The organism is Bacillus sp. AL-1R (assembly GCF_052180195.1).
Classification (GTDB): domain Bacteria; phylum Bacillota; class Bacilli; order Bacillales; family Bacillaceae_G; genus Gottfriedia.
Genome location: NZ_CP197469.1, coordinates 2,846,058 through 2,863,605 on the forward strand (window position 1 = coordinate 2,846,058; position 17,548 = coordinate 2,863,605).

General features: G+C 32.9%; 19 protein-coding genes. 4 read left to right on the plus strand and 15 right to left on the minus strand.

Going from position 1 to position 17,548, the window contains the following annotated elements:
• Positions 1-49: 49 nt before the first annotated feature.
• Genes ACSBO6_RS13585 through mce form a run of 3 tightly spaced genes read right to left on the minus strand, consistent with a single transcriptional unit; the run spans position 50 to position 3,155 of the window.
• Complete coding sequence (locus ACSBO6_RS13585) at positions 50-1,168, minus strand: M20/M25/M40 family metallo-hydrolase (protein WP_098847104.1); 1,119 nt, start codon at positions 1,166-1,168, stop codon at positions 50-52.
• Positions 1,169-1,206: 38 nt separating this feature from the next.
• Positions 1,207-2,748 carry an acyl-CoA carboxylase subunit beta gene (locus ACSBO6_RS13590; RefSeq protein WP_098847106.1) on the minus strand — a complete coding sequence of 514 codons (1,542 nt, stop codon included), beginning with the start codon at positions 2,746-2,748 and terminating at the stop codon, positions 1,207-1,209.
• Positions 2,745-3,155, minus strand: a complete 411-nt coding sequence (mce, locus tag ACSBO6_RS13595; protein WP_098847109.1) for a methylmalonyl-CoA epimerase — start codon at positions 3,153-3,155, stop codon at positions 2,745-2,747. The genes ACSBO6_RS13590 and mce overlap by 4 nt, the downstream gene beginning before the upstream one ends.
• Positions 3,156-3,599: 444 nt before the next feature.
• On the opposite strand from mce, the gene ACSBO6_RS13600 reads away from it, so the two are divergent.
• Both ACSBO6_RS13600 and prli42 read left to right on the plus strand, forming a co-directional pair.
• Positions 3,600-5,258, plus strand: a complete 1,659-nt coding sequence (locus ACSBO6_RS13600) for a M4 family metallopeptidase (protein ID WP_498843504.1) — start codon at positions 3,600-3,602, stop codon at positions 5,256-5,258.
• Between the two features lie 1,326 nt (positions 5,259-6,584).
• Positions 6,585-6,677, plus strand: a complete 93-nt coding sequence (gene prli42 / locus ACSBO6_RS13605) for a stressosome-associated protein Prli42 (protein ID WP_180232822.1) — start codon at positions 6,585-6,587, stop codon at positions 6,675-6,677.
• Positions 6,678-6,735: 58 nt separating this feature from the next.
• On the opposite strand, the gene ACSBO6_RS13610 is transcribed toward prli42, so the two are convergent.
• Together ACSBO6_RS13610 and ACSBO6_RS13615 are read right to left on the minus strand one after the other, a co-directional pair.
• Entirely contained in the window at positions 6,736-7,242 is a 507-nt protein-coding gene (locus tag ACSBO6_RS13610) for a L,D-transpeptidase (RefSeq protein ID WP_098844769.1), read from the minus strand.
• A 22-nt stretch (positions 7,243-7,264) separates the two neighbouring features.
• The gene (locus tag ACSBO6_RS13615; protein WP_098844772.1) at positions 7,265-8,224 is read right to left on the minus strand and encodes an aromatic acid exporter family protein; all 960 of its coding nucleotides are present in this window, start codon (positions 8,222-8,224) and stop codon (positions 7,265-7,267) included.
• 243 nt (positions 8,225-8,467) lie between these two features.
• On the opposite strand from ACSBO6_RS13615, the gene ACSBO6_RS13620 reads away from it, so the two are divergent.
• Entirely contained in the window at positions 8,468-8,992 is a 525-nt protein-coding gene (locus ACSBO6_RS13620) for an acyl-CoA thioesterase (protein WP_098844775.1), read from the plus strand.
• Positions 8,993-9,033: 41 nt separating this feature from the next.
• On the opposite strand, the gene ACSBO6_RS13625 is transcribed toward ACSBO6_RS13620, so the two are convergent.
• From ACSBO6_RS13625 to ACSBO6_RS13655, 7 genes are all read right to left on the minus strand, one after another.
• Positions 9,034-10,584: a solute symporter family protein gene (locus tag ACSBO6_RS13625; protein WP_098844777.1), complete on the minus strand. Its 1,551-nt coding sequence runs from the start codon at positions 10,582-10,584 to the stop codon at positions 9,034-9,036.
• Entirely contained in the window at positions 10,581-10,925 is a 345-nt protein-coding gene (locus tag ACSBO6_RS13630; protein ID WP_498843505.1) for a DUF485 domain-containing protein, read from the minus strand. Before ACSBO6_RS13630 ends, ACSBO6_RS13625 begins: the two co-directional genes overlap by 4 nt.
• A gap of 326 nt (positions 10,926-11,251) precedes the next feature.
• Positions 11,252-11,974 (minus strand): amino acid ABC transporter ATP-binding protein, encoded by a 723-nt coding sequence (locus ACSBO6_RS13635; protein ID WP_098844783.1) that lies wholly within the window; start codon positions 11,972-11,974, stop codon positions 11,252-11,254.
• Positions 11,967-12,626 carry an amino acid ABC transporter permease gene (locus ACSBO6_RS13640; protein ID WP_098844785.1) on the minus strand — a complete coding sequence of 220 codons (660 nt, stop codon included), beginning with the start codon at positions 12,624-12,626 and terminating at the stop codon, positions 11,967-11,969. Before ACSBO6_RS13640 ends, ACSBO6_RS13635 begins: the two co-directional genes overlap by 8 nt.
• A 70-nt stretch (positions 12,627-12,696) precedes the next feature.
• Complete coding sequence (locus tag ACSBO6_RS13645) at positions 12,697-14,037, minus strand: aspartate aminotransferase family protein (protein WP_098844788.1); 1,341 nt, start codon at positions 14,035-14,037, stop codon at positions 12,697-12,699.
• A gap of 81 nt (positions 14,038-14,118) precedes the next feature.
• A complete protein-coding gene (locus tag ACSBO6_RS13650) occupies positions 14,119-14,874 on the minus strand; it encodes a transporter substrate-binding domain-containing protein (protein WP_498843506.1) in 756 nt (251 codons plus the stop codon).
• 453 nt (positions 14,875-15,327) lie between these two features.
• On the minus strand, positions 15,328-15,810 hold the full coding sequence (locus tag ACSBO6_RS13655; RefSeq protein ID WP_286138252.1) for an NUDIX hydrolase: 483 nt from the start codon (positions 15,808-15,810) through the stop codon (positions 15,328-15,330).
• Positions 15,811-15,959: 149 nt separating this feature from the next.
• Between ACSBO6_RS13655 and ACSBO6_RS13660 the strand changes: the two genes are divergently transcribed.
• Complete coding sequence (locus tag ACSBO6_RS13660) at positions 15,960-16,154, plus strand: hypothetical protein (protein WP_098844792.1); 195 nt, start codon at positions 15,960-15,962, stop codon at positions 16,152-16,154.
• 96 nt (positions 16,155-16,250) lie between these two features.
• Here the strand turns inward: ACSBO6_RS13660 and ACSBO6_RS13665 are convergent, their stop codons facing one another.
• The 3 genes from ACSBO6_RS13665 to ACSBO6_RS13675 form a co-directional block, all read right to left on the minus strand.
• Positions 16,251-16,688 (minus strand): BrxA/BrxB family bacilliredoxin, encoded by a 438-nt coding sequence (locus tag ACSBO6_RS13665; RefSeq protein ID WP_098844794.1) that lies wholly within the window; start codon positions 16,686-16,688, stop codon positions 16,251-16,253.
• 109 nt (positions 16,689-16,797) lie between these two features.
• Positions 16,798-17,109: a hypothetical protein gene (locus tag ACSBO6_RS13670; RefSeq protein WP_098844796.1), complete on the minus strand. Its 312-nt coding sequence runs from the start codon at positions 17,107-17,109 to the stop codon at positions 16,798-16,800.
• Between the two features lie 91 nt (positions 17,110-17,200).
• Positions 17,201-17,449 (minus strand): hypothetical protein, encoded by a 249-nt coding sequence (locus ACSBO6_RS13675; RefSeq protein ID WP_098844799.1) that lies wholly within the window; start codon positions 17,447-17,449, stop codon positions 17,201-17,203.
• Positions 17,450-17,548 lie beyond the last annotated feature (99 nt).

Consider the following 17,548-nt stretch of genomic DNA (forward strand, 5'->3'; position numbering starts at 1 on the left):
ATCATAAATAAAAAAAACGAGACACAACTGTCTCGTTTTTTTAACTTAATTATTTTGCAACTTCTTCTACAATTGCAATGACCATTTCAGCAGTTTTTACTAACTCTTTAATTGGCATTCTTTCATTTGTTGTGTGGATTTCTTCATAACCGATTGCTAAGTTTACAATTGGGAAACCGTGACCTGCGAATACGTTCGCATCAGATCCTCCACCACTTTGTTTTAATGCAGGAGTACGTCCAATTTTTTCTGCTGCACGTTTTGCAACTTCAACAACGTGATCTCCTTCTCCAAATTTAAATCCTGGGTACATAATTTGAACTTCTACTTCAGCACGTCCACCCATTTCAGTAGCTGCTTCTTCAAAAGCAGCTTTCATTTTAGCTACTTGAGCTTCCATTTTTTCACCAATTAATGAGCGAGCTTCAGCTAAAATATTCACTTGATCGCATACGATATTTGTTGCACTTCCACCTTCGAAACGTCCGATATTTGCAGTCGTTTCTTCGTCAATTCGACCAAGTGGCATTCTTGCAATTGCTTTAGAAGCAATTGTAATCGCTGAAACGCCTTTTTCAGGTGCAACACCAGCATGTGCTGTTTTACCATAAATAGTTGCAATTACTTTAGCTTGAGTTGGAGCTGCTACGATAATGTTACCTACTTCTTCATCACTATCTAATGCATATCCAAATTTAGTAGTGATTAATTTTGGATCCATTGCTTTTGCGCCATGTAATCCAGATTCTTCACCAACCGAAATAATAAATTGGATTTCACCATGCTCAATATTTTGTTCTTTAATGATTTTTACTGCTTCTAAAAATGCTGCGATACCCGCTTTATCATCTGCACCTAGAATTGTAGTTCCATCAGTAACGATGTATCCATCTTTGATTGATGGCTTGATTCCTTTACCTGGAGTTACTGTATCCATATGACAAGAGAAGAAAATACCGTCTACGCCTTCTTTAGTAGCAGGCATTGTAGCAACAATATTTCCAGCACCGTGACCTGTAACACCCATCGTGTCGTCTTCAAAAACATTCATTCCAAGCGCTTCTAATTTTTTCTTTAAAACCTTTGCAATTTCAGCTTCAAACTTAGTTTCAGAGTCTACTTGTACTAATTCTAAAAATTCTTCAACAATACGTTGTTCATTAATCATTTGTGTCATGCCTCCAAATTGTATATGTAAAAAAACGTCTACAAAGGTATATTACCATGTTTTTTTGCTGGGCGCTTTTCATTTTTGTTTTTTAATACTTCTAATGATTGAATTAGCTTTTTTCTAGTCATCCTTGGATCAATTACATCGTCGACTAAACCGTATTTTGCAGCAACGTAAGGATTAGAAAATTTCTCTTTATATTGATCCATCCATTCTGATCTTAACTCATCTGGTCGATTACTTTGAGAGATTTCTTTTCCGTATAATATATTTACAGCACCTGCAGCACCCATTACAGCGATTTCAGCGTTTGGCCATGCAAACACTAAATCTGCACCAATCGATTTACTATTTAATGCAACATATGCTCCACCAAATGCTTTTCTCGTAATGACTGTAACTTTTGGAACCGTTGCCTCAGAGTACGCATATAAAAGCTTAGCACCATGTCTTATTATACCTCCATGCTCCTGTTTTACACCAGGGAAAAACCCTGTCACATCAACAAAAGTGATGATTGGTATATTAAAACTATCACAAAAACGAATAAATCTAGCACCTTTATCGGCTGAATGTAAATCTAATCCTCCAGCCATAAATTTAGGTTGATTACAAACGAGTCCTATTACTTCACCATTTAATCTAGCAAACCCTACAACTAAATTTTTAGCAAAATCTTTTTGAACCTCAAAAAAGGAATCATCATCTACAATCATTTCGATTATTTTTTTAACATCATAAGGTCGACTACTTTCATCTGGAATAAGTTCCATTAATTCATCTATATCTTTTTCAGTTTTCATTTTAGTAGGAGCTTTTTCTTCCCAATGTGCCGGTAAATACTCCATTAAATTTCTTACGACCTTAAGAGCCTCTTCTTCCGACTCAGCTTGAAAATGAGCATTTCCACTTATCTCATTATGGACTTTAGCTCCACCTAAATCCTCTGCAGAGATTTTTTCACCTGTAACACTTTCGATTACCTTAGGTCCAGTAATAAACATTTGGCTAGTTCCATTAACCATGATCACGAAATCAGTAATTGCCGGTGAATAAACAGCACCACCTGCACATGGCCCCATAATCACTGAAATTTGTGGTACGACCCCAGAATAAATTGTATTCCGATAAAAAACATGTCCATAACCGTCTAGAGAAAGAACACCTTCTTGGATTCTCGCACCGCCTGAGTCATTTAATCCAATAATCGGAGCTTTGCACTGTACTGCCATGTCCATTAATTGACTTATTTTTTTCGCATGCATTTCACCTAATGCACCACCGAACACAGTGAAATCTTGTGAAAAGACAAAGACAGTTCGATCGTTAATTTTTCCGTACCCCGTCACAACTCCATCGCAAGCACCATTTTGTTCATCCATTCCAAAATCTGAACATCGATGCTGGACAAAACTAAATAACTCAACAAAACTCCCTTCATCTAATAGCATGTCTATTCTTTCTCGTGCAGTAAACTTTCCACGTTCATGTTGTTTCTCAATCCGTTCAAAGCCACCACCTTGCTCTATTTCAGATTTCTTTTCATATAGTTTATAAAGATCATCATACTTGCTCAATTAAACTCCCCCCTTTTTTGAACAATTTCGATTAATACTCCGAATTGTTTAGGGTGTATAAAAGCAACTTTTGAACCATCACTCCCATTACGAGGTGAATGATGGATTAAATTAAATTGGCGTTTTTTTAATTCTAAAAGTGATTTTTCGATGTCATCTACTTGGAAAGCAATATGGTGCAATCCTTCTCCCTTTTTTTCAATAAATTTATGAACAGGATTCGTTGATGTAAGGGGTTGGATTAATTCAATATTAATTTTATTCGTTTTAAAAAGCGCAACTTCCACTCCTTGGTCATCTACTATTTCTCGGTATGAGTATGATAAACCTAAATCACTCTCATACTTTTTAATACTATCGTTTAAGTTTTTTACACAGATTGCCATATGATCTATATTTGTGAACATTTTTTGCCCTCTCCTTCAAATCAATGCTTTTTTTAGAAACATTTTATGTACTGTAATCAGTTCTACAGTACATAAGCTATTACTTAAACAATATTCAAGAAAGTGGACAAACATGATTAAAACCGTTCCTTTATATAACCGTATTACATGAGATGGAACTAAAAATGAAAACGTAATTTCGGAACTAGATTGATGTAAGCTAAGCACCAGAATTCCAAGCAATAAAAAAAGTTCGAAGGCATTCTCCTCACTTTTCTCTTTTAATTAAAACAATATGACTAATTAATAATGGAGTTGTAAATTAAACTCGTTAAAAAGACATAATTTATTAAATTTAATTTAAAAAAGGTGCAATTAATGCAGTTTTTTGTAGTTTGTAAACCTACTAAATTACATGATAATATTAGCTCGTTATCACTATTTGTTAACTGGGGAGGAATTTAAGTGAACAAAAAAGTTTTAGCAGTTGGGTTATCTTTAGGACTAGCAACAAATAGTTTTTCTTTCACAAATACATATGCTGCACCAAAAAATGTGTTATCTAGCTACAAGTATAATGAATCTGTTGGATCACCTGAGTTTGTTTCAGGACAGCTGACAAAGTCATCAACAAAAAGTCCTAAAGACATTGTATTTGGTTATGTAAATGCTAACAAAGATAAATTCAAACTCGGTATGAAATCCTCAGAAGAATCATTCATCATTAAGTCTAGCAATAAAGATATGTTAGGTACCGCTCTTCGACTACAACAAGTATATAATGGTGTACCAGTTTGGGGCTCTACTCAAACGGCATTAGTTGGAGATGATGGTGTTCTAACAGTTTTCTCTGGTACAGTAGCTCCTAATCTAGATACAAAAAAAGGCCTTAAAGTCGAAAAGAAAGTAAATGCCAACAAATCAATTAAAATTGCAGAAGCTGACCTTGGCTTTACTCCTACCTATGAAAAAGATCCTACATCTGAACTAGTCGTTTACACAAATGGTGATGAAGCTACTTATGCTTACCTTGTAAACTTAAACTTCCTTTCTCCAAAACCTGGAAACTTTAATTATTTCATTGATGCATCAACTGGAAAAATATTAAATAGCTATAATAATTTAGATGAAGCACATAGTAGCGCTCCTGGAAAACCGGGCGGTACAGGAAGTACTACAAATACAACTGGAACTGGAGTTGGCGTACTTGGTGATTCAAAAACACTAAATATGACCGTATCGGGTTCAACTTATTATTTACAAGATAATACTAGAGCCCCAGGTGGTATTTTCACTTATGATGCAGCAAACCGACAACGTCTTGCTGGTACACTTTGGACAAGTCCTGATAACCTTTTAAATAGCACATATGATGCGGCTGCAGTTGATGCACATTATTTTGCTGGATTAACATTTGATTATTATAAAAATGTTTTTAATCGTAATTCCTATGATAATAAAGGCGGTGCACTAAAATCGAGTGTCCATTATAGTCGTAAATACAACAATGCGTTTTGGAATGGTTCACAAATGGTTTATGGCGATGGTGATGGTACAACGTTTATTCCTTTATCAGGTGGGATTGACGTAGTAGCACATGAGTTAACCCACGCAGTTACAGAAACTAGCTCAAATTTAATTTATCAAAATGAATCTGGTGCACTAAACGAAGCAATTTCTGATATTTTTGGTACTATAATAGAGTTCTATAATAATAAAAACCCAGATTACCTGATTGGTGAAGATATTTATACACCAAAAATAGCAGGTGATGCACTACGTTCGATGAGTGATCCAACTAAATTTGGAGATCCAGATAACTATAATAATCGTTACACTGGAACTGCTGACAATGGAGGAGTTCATACAAATAGCGGTATTATTAATAAAGCTGCTTACTTAATTGCTCAAGGTGGAACTGCTTATGGCGTGACTGTTACGGGAATTGGAAATACTAAGCTAGCTCAAATTTTCTATCGTGCAAATACAACATACTTAACAGCTTCCTCTACGTTCAGTCAAGCTCGTGCGGCATGTTTAAAAGCAGCCTCTGACCTTTTCGGTACTAGCTCTTCTGAAGTAACTACAGTAAGTAAAGCTTTTGATGCAGTTGGAGTTAAGTAAAATTTTAATGATATAGTGAGGAAAAAAAGGATGTTTCGTAAGCTAAAAATGCTTATGAGACCCTTTTTTTATTTGAAGTATAGACTTATAAATTGGTTAGGATCTGATGAATCTCGTTTAATCTAATTGATTTCAAGAGGAAGTAAAATGCAAAAAATCGCTCTTTTAGTTCCTCTTAAGGCTGTCATGAGGAAGTATAATCCAAAAAAACACTCGTATAGTTCCTCTTGAGGCTGTTATGAGGAACTAAAATACGAAAAAAAGCTCTTTTAGTTCCTCTTGAGGCTGTCATGAGGAACTATAATCCAAAAAAACACTCGTATAGTTCCTCTTGAGGCTTTTATGAGGAACTAAAATACGAAAAAAAGCTCTTTTAGTTCCTCTTGAGGCTGTCATGAGGAACTATAATCCAAAAAAACACTCGTATAGTTCCTCTTGAGGCTTTTATGAGGAACTAAAATACGAAAAAAAGCTCTTTTAGTTCCTCTTGAGGCTGTCATGAGGAACTATAATCCAAAAAAACACTCGTATAGTTCCTCTTGAGGCTTTTATGAGGAACTAAAATACGAAAAAAAGCTCTTTTAGTTCCTCTTGAGGCTGTCATGAGTAACTATAATCCAAAAAAACACTCGTATAGTTCCTCTTGAGGCTTTTATGAGGAACTAAAATACGAAAAAAAGCTCTTTTAGTTCCTCATGAGGCTGTCATGAGGAACTATAATCCAAAAAAAACACTCGTATAGTTCCTCTTGAGGCTGTTATGAGGAACTAAAATACGAAAAAAAGCTCTTTTAGTTCCTCTTGATGCTGTCATGAGGAACTATAATCAAAAAAAACACTCGTATAGTTCCTCTTGAGGCTTTTATGAGGAACTAAAATACGAAAAAAAGCTCTTTTAGTTCCTCTTGATGCTGTCATGAGGAACTATACTCCAAAAAAACACTCGTATAGTTCCTCTTGATGCTGTCATGAGGAACTATAATCAAAAAAAACACTCGTATAGTTCCTCTTGATGCTGTCATGAGGAACTATACTCCAAAAAAACACTCGTATAGTTCCTCTTGATGCTGTTATGAGGAAGTATAATCCAAAAAAACACTCGTATAGTTCCTCTTGAGGCTGTTATGAGGAAGTATAATCCAAAAAAACACTCGTATAGTTCCTCTTGAGGCTGTTATGAGGAAGTAAAACAAAAAAAGCATGGAGTGATTAAACGAGAGGCTTAGACTGTAAAAATGATCCTACTTATGCTAAAATAGGACAACTATTGTATTAAACTAATCAATCATTAATAAATTGTAATTCTTTAGTATAAGGTGGTATTCATATGAGAAAGAAAACACAAAAAGTAGTCGTTATCATTATGTTAATATCAATGCTTGCTACTACTTTACTTGCGGGTATCGCTGCGATGTTGTAAAAGGAAAAAGAGGATTCATCATCAAGAACTTTTAGTTTTTAATGGTGAATCCTCTTTTTTATTTAATTGCACCTTGTTCACGAGCTAGTTTTTCAAATGATCTTGATGATGTTGTGATTAGTACTTTTGTTCCATATGGGATTTTATCAAAAAGTTCATTTACATCTTTTGTGTACATTCTTACACAACCATTTGAAATATATTTACCAATTGTTGAAGGGTCATTATTTCCATGAATACCATAAATCGAACCATCAGTACCTAATGCGTCAAAGCCAATCCATCTAGAACCTAGCGGATTTTTAGGATCCCCTCCTGGAATATTTTTTTTGCGCCAATATGGATTTTTGGCTTTATATGTAATGTTGAAAATACCTTCAGGAGTTAAATCAGCTGTTTTTCCAGTAGCAATTCGATAAATCTTTAGTACTTTACCATCTTCTATATAAGCTAAATTATTTACTTCTTTGTTAATGATAATAAATGGTTCTCCTACCTTTGGATTTTGTCCAAGTGGCCAAACAGGACCAATTACTAACAGTAGTGATAGAACTAGTTTAAACAATTATAGCAACTCCTTATTAATTTCACTTAGCGTATTTTCTCTTAGATTTTGATTTCATAATCAAAAAACTTTCCATTTCATTAATGATTGTTAATACCGCTGCTCTAGTTTCGAAATCATCAGATGTTTTTGGTAGCGGCATTGCACGAAACATATGATAGATTTCTTCCAACTGATATAAACTGATGGCTCCACTTATGATCGGATTTATTGAAAAACTTAAATCATTAAAAAATTTGGATAAGATAGTTGATTGTTCGTTACTTACTTTAATGTTACAAACCGTTTCAATAATTCGGCGAATAATTTCAAGTTGCCGCTCTCTTAATAAAAAGTATTCATAATCTTCATCATTCGAAGATTTAAAATAATGATTATCGATTTCTAATTTAGAAATTCTTTTCGCTTCTTGAAGCAATTTGACTGTTTCATCATATTCTTCCAAAAAACATTTATTAGCTGGTTCTTTTAAAAAAATAGAAATCTTTTCAAAAATAAAACAAAACTTAGAATCAATTTGTACTTTATAATTTTTTATTTGATCATCTAAACTAGGCATATATAAATTACAAAGCAAAGCTACTCCAATTCCTATTACAATGACAGTTAACTCATCTATTATTATTGGAACTGTCATTTTTTTCAGACCATAAATATGGAGCATAATAACTGCACTAGAAATGACCCCTTCTTGAATTTTAAGTTTTACTAAACTTGGAATAAAAAATAGTAGTAATAACCCAATCGCTAAAGGCGTAAAACCAAAAAGATGAAAGAAAAAAATACAAAAAAGGATGATCAGCACGCATGCAGAAAACCTTCTCAATGCCGTATCTAATGAACGCTTTTTGGTTGTTTGTATACATAATATGGTTATTATTCCAGCAGAGGCGTAAAAATGTACTCCTACTGATTGTGCGATAAAAATGGCAACCGCACTACCTAAAGCCGTTTTAACAATCCTCGAACCAATTCTAAACATAAGATCACCTATTATTTATGTTTTACTTTATGAGCTATTTGATTCATTGAATAGGATTACCTTAAGAAATGTTTAAGATTGATAAAAACAACAGTATCAAACTCCGCTTAAGCATTCTTTCAACCTTTACGTTCAAAGTTCCCATTTTCTCTTATCTCTAATAAAAATATTTCATCTCATAATTACGCTTAATATAAAATAGATTGGTAAAAATATCATTATTCTAATAAAAGGTGTGAATTTATGAGTTCAAAATATTGCCATGAATCACGTTCAGCTTTAGTTGTTCGGGTTTTCCCTACTGACTTAAACAATCACCAAACTTTATTTGGTGGAAAAATTCTTGCTGATATGGATATGACTGCTTCAATTACTGCTTCGAAACATTCGAGATTGAAATGTGTAACTGCTTCAATCGACCATGTAGACTTCCTACATCCTGTCACGGAAGAGGATTGTATCTCTTATGAATCCTTTGTAGTTGTTACAGGGACTTCATCTATGGTAATTTTCGTAAAGGCGATTGCAGAGAACTTGATTACAGGCGATCGCCGAGTTGCTGCTACTTCGTTTTTAACATTTGTTGGAATGAGAGATAATAAAACAGTACCTGTTCCATCTATCATTCTTGAAACCGAAGAAGAACGAGAACTTGCTGAAATAGCAAAAGCAAGAATTGAAAATCGTAAAAATAATAAATTAATCAGCAAAAACATTGAAACAATTATCTCTACCAAACCTTTAAAATTAAAACAAAATGATGAGTAAATAAAAAGAAACTGAGAAATTTCAGTTTCTTTTTCTAATTATTAATGTGTAGAAATACTAGATACCCCATGTCCAGTATTAGACTTAACGAGAATTTCATCAAATTTCGCTTCATTCTCTTTTTTACTTGAAAGAATTGTACCTAAATAAGCAGCTATGAATCCTAAAGGAATCGAGATAATCCCTGGATTTGTTAACGTTATTAATGGATCTCCAACAAAGATGGCTTTACCTTCAATTGGACTCCAAATATTTGGACTGATCGCAACTAAAATGATTGCGGAGATCAATCCAGTTAACATACCAGTAATAGCACCGGTCGTATTAAATCGTTTCCAATAAATTGTATAAAGGATGACTGGTAAGTTCGCACTTGCTGCAACTGCAAATGCTAAGGATACTAAAAAGGCAACATTTAATGTTTGTGCGAATATTGCAAGTAAGATTGAGATTAAAGCAACTCCAATTGAGGCATATCTTGCCATTGAAACTTGTTCTTTTTCAGTTGCTTTTCCTTGTTTTAATATTTCATTGTAAAAATCATGTGCAAAGGCAGATGCGGCAGTTAATACTAGTCCTGCTACTACCGCAAGTATAGTAGCAAATGCTACAGCTGAAACAAATGCAAATAAAAAGTTACCACCTAATGCTTCAGCTAAAAGTGGCGCCGCCATATTTCCTGCTGGATTTGCTTTTATGATCTCCGAATTTCCAACAAATGCAGCTGCCCCAAATCCAAGGAAAATCGTCATGATATAAAATGCTCCGATTAACCAAGTTGCGTAAACGACTGATTTTCGTGCCGTTTTCGCATCACGTACTGTAAAGAAACGCACCAGTATATGAGGTAATCCAGCCGTTCCTAGTACAAGTGCTAAATTTAGTGAAATTGTATCTATACCATTTGTGTATTTTACTCCTGGATTTAAAAACGAGTCTTTTAATGGAGTTGCCGTTCTCATTTGGCTAAACATTTCATTAATGTTGAAATTAAATTTAGCAAATACGATGATTGAAATAACGAGTGTACCAAGCATAAGAAGTATTGCCTTTACGATTTGAACCCAACTAGTAGCCCTCATACCTCCAAATATGACATAAACAGTCATTAATACACCTACTATTAAAACAGAAGTTGTATAATTAATTCCTAGTAATAATTTAATTAGTGCACCAGCCCCAACGAGTTGTGCAATCATATAAAAGATGGAAATCGTCATTGTATTTAATGCTGCTACCCCTCTTACTTTTCTTTGATCAAATCGCGCTGCAATCATATCTGCCAAAGTGTATTTTCCTAGATTTCGTAAAGGCTCTGCTACTAAATATAAAACAACTAAATATGCAACTAAAAATCCGATGCTATAGAAAAATCCATCGAATCCAGAAAGAGCAATCGCACCTGCAATGCCTAAAAAGGATGCTGCTGACATATAGTCACCTGCAATTGCAAATCCATTTTGCCATCCGGTCAATCCACCGCCTGCTGTATAAAAATCTTTCGCATCTTTTGTTTTTTTAGAAGCGAAATATGTAATAACTAGCGTTCCTAGTACGATTATTAAAAATAATGTAAATGCAGTCGTATTCAAATTTTTTCCCCTCCTTTATTTAACTTTTTCAATACCCCTTCTGCCATTTTGTCAAAAGATTCAGCTTTCTTACTGTAAATCATACATAATACCCATGTCATAACAAATTGGGCGAATGCAAACACCCAAGCCCATGTTACTTCCCCAATTGCTTTTGTATTAAGTGCTTTAGAATAAGAAGTCATTAATGGTAATGCAATGTAAAAACAAAAAAAGAATAGAGACATAGGTAAAATAAACTTTCTTTTTGCTCTTAGTAACTGTTTAAACTCTTGAGATTTTGCAACTTCCGAGTATTCGCTCTGACTTATACTCGTACTAGAATTTTTGTCCAATTCCATCATAATACTCTCCCTTCAAGTTTGTATTTCTTGAAAAAATAAAGATATTATTGCAATTAAAAAAATGAAAGAATATTCAGAAACTAAGTTAATTTTATTTCATTTTGATCCGCTTTAATAAATGTTTTCGATAGACAAGAATTAACAAGTTTTAATTAATAAAATTTTTTATGTAGAATTTGAATGCGTGCTGAAGTTGAAATACAAAAAACAACCGCTGACTTACAAACCTAAAACATATTTAGACAATTTCTAAGTAAACCACTGCATTTTTTGTCATAAAAAAAACCCTCTTTTCAGATGAAAAGTAGGGATTTTTTTATGAATTATAAAACTTTCTCTAAGAATAACTTTGCACGATTCGTTTTAGGTCTTGTAAATAATTCGATTGGAGTTGCATCTTCAACTAGATTTCCTTCGTCTAAGAATAGAATTCGATCCGCAACTTCCTTTGCAAAACCCATTTCATGTGTAACGATGACCATTGTCATTCCTGTATGTGCTAATGATTTCATTACTTCAAGTACTTCTTTTACCATCTCCGGATCTAATGCTGATGTTGGCTCATCAAATAACATTACTTTAGGTTCCATTGCAAGTGCTCTTGCTATTGCTACACGTTGTTTTTGACCACCTGAAAGTTTAGGAGGATATACATTTGCTTTTTCAAGAAGTCCAACTTTTTCAAGAAGCGCCTTTGCATTTTCTTCTGCTTTAGCCTTACTCATACCTTTTACATTCATCGGAGCATACGTAATATTTTCTAGAACCGTCATATGTGGGAACAAATGAAAATGTTGGAAAACCATCCCTACATCCTCACGAATTTTCATAATATTACTTTTAGGATTTGTGACTTCAATATCTTCCATCCAAATTTCACCTGAAGATGGAGTTTCTAATAAATTCATACAACGTAAAAATGTTGATTTACCAGAACCAGATGGGCCAATCACTGCAACCACAGATCCTTGTTCAATTGTAGTTGTTATTCCTTTTAATACATGCACATTTCCAAAGCTTTTATTTAAATTAGTAATTCTAATCATTTGTACGCATTCTCCTTTCAACAGATTTACCGAGTAGTGATAGTAGCATGATGATAATATAATAAACCGCACCTACAAAAAGAAGTGGTTCCATAAATGAGTATGTTTCTCCACCTACTAAAAATGCTCTACGCATTAAATCAGATGCACCAATTACTGTGACGATTGCAGATTCTTTCGTTAATGTAATAAATTCGTTCATTAAAGCTGGTAAAATATTTTTAAATGCTTGTGGTAAAATGATTTTTGACATCATTTTACGATAAGGGATCCCAAGTGCAGAAGCAGCTTCCTGCTGACCTTTATCAACTGCTAGTATACCTGCACGTATAATTTCTGATACATACGCTCCTGAATTTAAACCAAAAGCTAAAACTGCTGCTGGAAACTTCTCAATATCAACACCTATTATTTGTGGTAGACCAAAATAAATAATCATTAATTGCAAAACCATCGGTGTTCCACGAAAAATTGATGTATAAAAATCGGCGATTAAAACTAGCCATTTTGAACGACTAATTTTCATTAGAGCAAGTAGTATTGCTAATACTAGACCTAATATAATTGAACATAAAACTACAAGTAATGTTAATTTTAATCCGGATAATATATATGGTATTGAAGGGACAATTTGAGAAAAATCTAAATCCATATTGTAGTACTCCTTTGCTATTGTCATTTAATTTTTTTCGACAAATCCTATTTAGATAAAGAGCACTGGTTTAGAAACCAATGCCCTTTGTTTCAACTAATTCATATCCAATGGATTCTTCATATTCTGTTAATGCTTCATCTAAGATTGCTAAACCATCATCGATTTGACTCTTCGTAACTGTTAATGGTGGAATCATTCGAATTACCTCACTGTTGTTACCACAGAAGTAGAATAAAACACCTTTTTCCAAAGCAAGATCAAGAATTTTAAATAATCCATCACCATTTGGTTCTTTTGTAGCTGGATTAATGATTTCAATACCGATCATTAAACCGATAGAGCGAATGCTTCCAATTACCGGATGCTTTTCTTTTAATGCATTCAGTTTTTCTACTGCGTAAGCTCCTACTTCTTTTGTATTTTCTAAAAGCTTTTCTTCTTTAATAATATCTAAAACAGCCAGTGCAGCTGAACAAGCTATCGGATTTCCTCCAAATGTTGTTCCATGACTACCTAGTGGCCACTGTTTCATTAGTTCATTTGAAGCTACAGTTGCACTTAATGGAATACCATTTGCAATCCCTTTTGCAATTGCCATAATATCTGGTGTTACATCAAATGTATGTGCAGCAAACCAATCCCCTGTACGTCCAAATCCAGTTTGAACTTCATCAAAAATTAGTAAAATATTATTTTCATCACAGATTTCTCTTATTTTCTTTAACCAAGCTTTCGGTGGTACTATATATCCACCTTCACCTAGAACTGGCTCTACAATAACTGCAGCTACTTCTTCTGGAGTTACTTGATGATTAAATAAACGTTTAAAATCTTTTTCTAATTGCTCTACCACATATTGTTCTTCATCATATCCTTTGGGGCATTCTGAAACATTTGCATAAGGTATTTGATAAGAGCCTGTTGGTTGTAAAAATTTTCGATACTTACTTTTTGAAGTCGTAACACTTAATGCTCCCATCGAACGGCCATGGAAACAACCAATAAATGAAACAATATATGGACGTTTAGTAGCATGTTTAGCTAGCTTAATCGCCCCTTCAATCGCTTCAGTTCCACTATTACCAAAAAAGAAAGTATCTAAATTACCAGGAAGAATTTCAGCCAACTCATCTGCTAACTTTAAAATCGATTCGTAAATAATAACACCTGATGGACCATGAGCTAAAGAATCAGCGCCGTCTTTAATTGCTTGTACTACCTTTGGATGACGATGTCCAACATTTGTAGTAGCAATGCCAGATGTAAAGTCTAAGTATTCTTTACCATCTACACCATAGTAGTAACAGCCTTCTTCCTTAACTACCGGTAAGTTAGGATGATCCTTTGCCATGCTTGGTGCAAGACGTAAAGGCATTTTTTCTAATAAGTGACTCCAATCTCTCTCCATCAATAATTCCTCCCCTGAATGCAACAACCTTATCATTTTCTTTATCTTTTTAAACTATTAAAATATGTTCTCAATCACCAATTACTTCAATTCACCGAACCATTTTTTAACTAATTTATCAACAGTTCCATCTTCTTTTAATTCAGCTAGTGCTTTATCAAATTTAGGTGTCAATTTACTACCTTTAGGAAGCGCTACTGCTGAACCAGATTGTTCAAAGAACTCTTGCATTAATTTACCTTCCATTTCAGGTAATTTATTTAAATAGCCACTTGCTACAGATTGTTCGATCACAACTGCATCAAATCTACCAGCTTTTAATTCTTCCACCATTTCAGGAATACGATTACGGTTTTCAACTTTAAATCCAATTTTTTTAGAAACTTCAATTGCTTTTGTTTCTTGAATTGAACCAGCTTGTACACCGATTGTTTTTCCTTTTAAATCTTTAACACTTTTAATATTTGAATCTTTATTCACAACTATTTCATTTTGATCAGTAAAATATGGTTCAGTAAAATCTGCATTTTTCGCACGCTTAGGTGTCTTTTTCATACCTGCCATAATAAAATCTACCTTATCTGCATTCATCGCAGTAATTAATGAGTTAAAATCAATATCTTTTACTTTAATAGTGTATCCAGTTTTTTTACCAAGCTCTTTAGCTAAATCAACATCAAACCCAACGATTTTATCATTTTTTGTGTCAATAAATTCATAAGGCTTATAATCCGCACTTGTTCCTAAGATTAAGGTTTTATCATCTGACTTATTACAAGCAGATAACATTCCAATTGATAATGCTGATGCAGCTAAAACTCCGACTAATTTTTTCATTAATGCTTCCCCCTAATTTTTTAAAAATTCAAACTTATTACTTATATTATGATTTTTAGTTTTCTATTAAACAACTATTTTTTTCAAATGAATAATTATTCTACAAAATGAATTTTAACACATACTAATAAATATGCAACTATATTTTTCAGTATTTCGACAAAAAAATTAGATATATCCTAATTTTACAAGGATATTATAAGAAATATCTTTTTATTAAAATTCATTATATTTATATATTTATTCATTAAGGTGAATAAAATCGTTGTTATTATACTTTTTCAATATTCCAAAAAATTTTCGACAAATCTCGCAACTCAATGTATTTTTACACTATCAAACAATCGTATCCACCTAATTTAAGCGCTTACATTTTTATTCATAAAAAAAATACCATTGTGGAAATGGTATTTTTTTAAAAATGTTTATATTATTCATTTATAAATTATTTTATTATATCAAAATCTCTTCTTTTATCACTACATCAATAACTGTATTCTCCTTATAATAAAAGGAATAGTGATGATTCTGATCATTATTTAATAGTATAGGAAGAAAATAAGGAATACATTCTCCTACCCCTTGATTTTTTTCATCTATTACCCAATCAATCTTTTTCCAATCTAAAATTCCTTCTTCTGTTTTTAAAGGTGTATCATATTTTAAGCTACTAGGAACCTCCGCCAGAAATACATACATTCCCCCGAAATCCACATCTTCTTCGTGCCAAGTCACTTTACCTTTATAAGTTAAATCGTTCAATTCAATATGTATGCCGGTTTCTTCTGCAATCTCTCTTTGAACTGATCTTTCGATTGTTTCCCCTTTTTCTATTTTTCCACCTACACCATTCCAAATTCCCATTGTAGGGGCGTTAAAACGATTTAACATTAATAGTTCATCATTTCGTTTGATAAAGCATAAAGTATATTTCACAAATTCCCACTTACCTTTCAAGCATTTTAGTAAATTCAATTAATTATGGCATAATTTTCTATTAATTTGTTTGTAAAATAACTTTACTAATTATTTAGAATATTTTAAAATTTAATCAATATATTAGTACTGTAAAGGAGAGGTGTGTTGTGGATCATTCAAATATTATCGATTTAAACCAATATCGAAAATTAAAAAAATATCGATTAGAATCCTTTGCTTTTCGAGTAAAATATGACGAAAAAGCATATAAAGATGCATTATTGTTATTAATTTTCACATGCTCTTTAGCAATATTATCTTTCTTTTTTATCTTTTATTTTATTTACAAAATAATTAATTAAAACGCTTTATTATAAATACAGTTTACATAATAATATTATGCATAAAAAAAGTACAAAAATTTATGGAATCCCCCCATAAATTTTTGTACTTTTTATTTAAATTTCTTCACAAAATTGATCGAAGTAATTTTGAAGTTTTTGAATAACTTGCATCGGATCATGACCTTCTATTTCATGACGCTCAACCATCGCAACAAGTTCACCGTCTTTTAAAAGTGCAAATGACGGAGATGATGGTGCTTTACCAGTAAAATATTCACGAGCTTTCGCAGTAGCTTCTTTATCTTGCCCTGCAAACACAGTTACTAATTGATCAGGTCTTGCATCATAGTGAACTGAGTGTGCTGCTGCTGGGCGAGCAATACCACCTGCACAACCACAAACTGAGTTTACCATTACAAGTGTAGTGCCTTTCTTTTCAAGCGCTTGTTCAACTTCCTCTGGTGTTTTTAACTCTGTATAACCAGCCGCTACGATTTCTTGACGTGCAGTATGGACAACATCATTCATAAAAAAATTAAAATTCATATTCATTTCATCTACTCCTTACATGCTTTTTCTCATCTTACCAATTTAGCGGCTATTAATTCAAGCTTTTAAACCTGCTAGTTTAATTATTTCAATTAATCTTTTAACGCCTTAATTATTCATTCACTAACTCTACGATTACATTCGGTAAATGAGCTAAAGTAGATATGGCGTATTGATAATCTTCATTTAGTTCTTCAACAACTCGTATAACAGTGACAAATGGATTTTTTACGACAAACTGATCAATCTTTTCCACATCTCCTGCAATAAATAAAACTTTTGCATCAATTTTATTTTTTAATCCGATTGAATGTAATTTTGATAATACATTTTTCATCAGCTCTTCTTCTTGCTCACTAGCACCTTCTAAAATGATACAGTCCCAACTTAATAATTTAAGCTGATCAAAAAGAAGTCCGTCCATATCTCTCCCTCCATATCGCTTGTTTATACAAATATATGAGGAAATGAACGAAAGCATACTTTTTTAGTATGAAATGATAAAACTCTAATACTTAAGCTTCTCCAATACCGAACGCCATTAGTAAAAAGAAAAAGAATACAAAGGATATACTATTTAAGACAGTGCCAAGAATGATATTTGTAAGCTTTTTTGAGAGGAATGCAAAAATTACCCCTGTTATTGATAAAACTAGGAAACAGAAAAGAAATATGCCCAGCTGTTTTGTATGACCTTCGATAAAAAGAGATAGTATTATACTTATACCAACCATCATCAAAGAAAGCCTACCATATTTATTCAAATAACTCCCCATCCTCGCTATTTTTATTCTTACATTAAATGTATCACAATTAGTTACTGGAAATGAATGGAAAGTTAATATTTAAAAGGAAGTACCATA

What these genes read in the sequence shown, in the direction of transcription:
- ACSBO6_RS13585 (WP_098847104.1), bottom strand. Translation starts at nt 1,168, where the DNA reads ATGATTAATGAACAACGTATTGTTGAAGAATTTTTAGAATTAGTACAA.
- mce (WP_098847109.1), bottom strand. Translation starts at nt 3,155, where the DNA reads ATGTTCACAAATATAGATCATATGGCAATCTGTGTAAAAAACTTAAAC.
- prli42 (WP_180232822.1), top strand. Translation starts at nt 6,585, where the DNA reads ATGAGAAAGAAAACACAAAAAGTAGTCGTTATCATTATGTTAATATCA.
- ACSBO6_RS13615 (WP_098844772.1), bottom strand. Translation starts at nt 8,224, where the DNA reads ATGTTTAGAATTGGTTCGAGGATTGTTAAAACGGCTTTAGGTAGTGCG.
- ACSBO6_RS13620 (WP_098844775.1), top strand. Translation starts at nt 8,468, where the DNA reads ATGAGTTCAAAATATTGCCATGAATCACGTTCAGCTTTAGTTGTTCGG.
- ACSBO6_RS13630 (WP_498843505.1), bottom strand. Translation starts at nt 10,925, where the DNA reads ATGGAATTGGACAAAAATTCTAGTACGAGTATAAGTCAGAGCGAATAC.
- ACSBO6_RS13635 (WP_098844783.1), bottom strand. Translation starts at nt 11,974, where the DNA reads ATGATTAGAATTACTAATTTAAATAAAAGCTTTGGAAATGTGCATGTA.
- ACSBO6_RS13640 (WP_098844785.1), bottom strand. Translation starts at nt 12,626, where the DNA reads ATGGATTTAGATTTTTCTCAAATTGTCCCTTCAATACCATATATATTA.
- ACSBO6_RS13645 (WP_098844788.1), bottom strand. Translation starts at nt 14,037, where the DNA reads ATGGAGAGAGATTGGAGTCACTTATTAGAAAAAATGCCTTTACGTCTT.
- ACSBO6_RS13650 (WP_498843506.1), bottom strand. Translation starts at nt 14,874, where the DNA reads ATGAAAAAATTAGTCGGAGTTTTAGCTGCATCAGCATTATCAATTGGA.
- ACSBO6_RS13665 (WP_098844794.1), bottom strand. Translation starts at nt 16,688, where the DNA reads ATGAATATGAATTTTAATTTTTTTATGAATGATGTTGTCCATACTGCA.
- ACSBO6_RS13670 (WP_098844796.1), bottom strand. Translation starts at nt 17,109, where the DNA reads ATGGACGGACTTCTTTTTGATCAGCTTAAATTATTAAGTTGGGACTGT.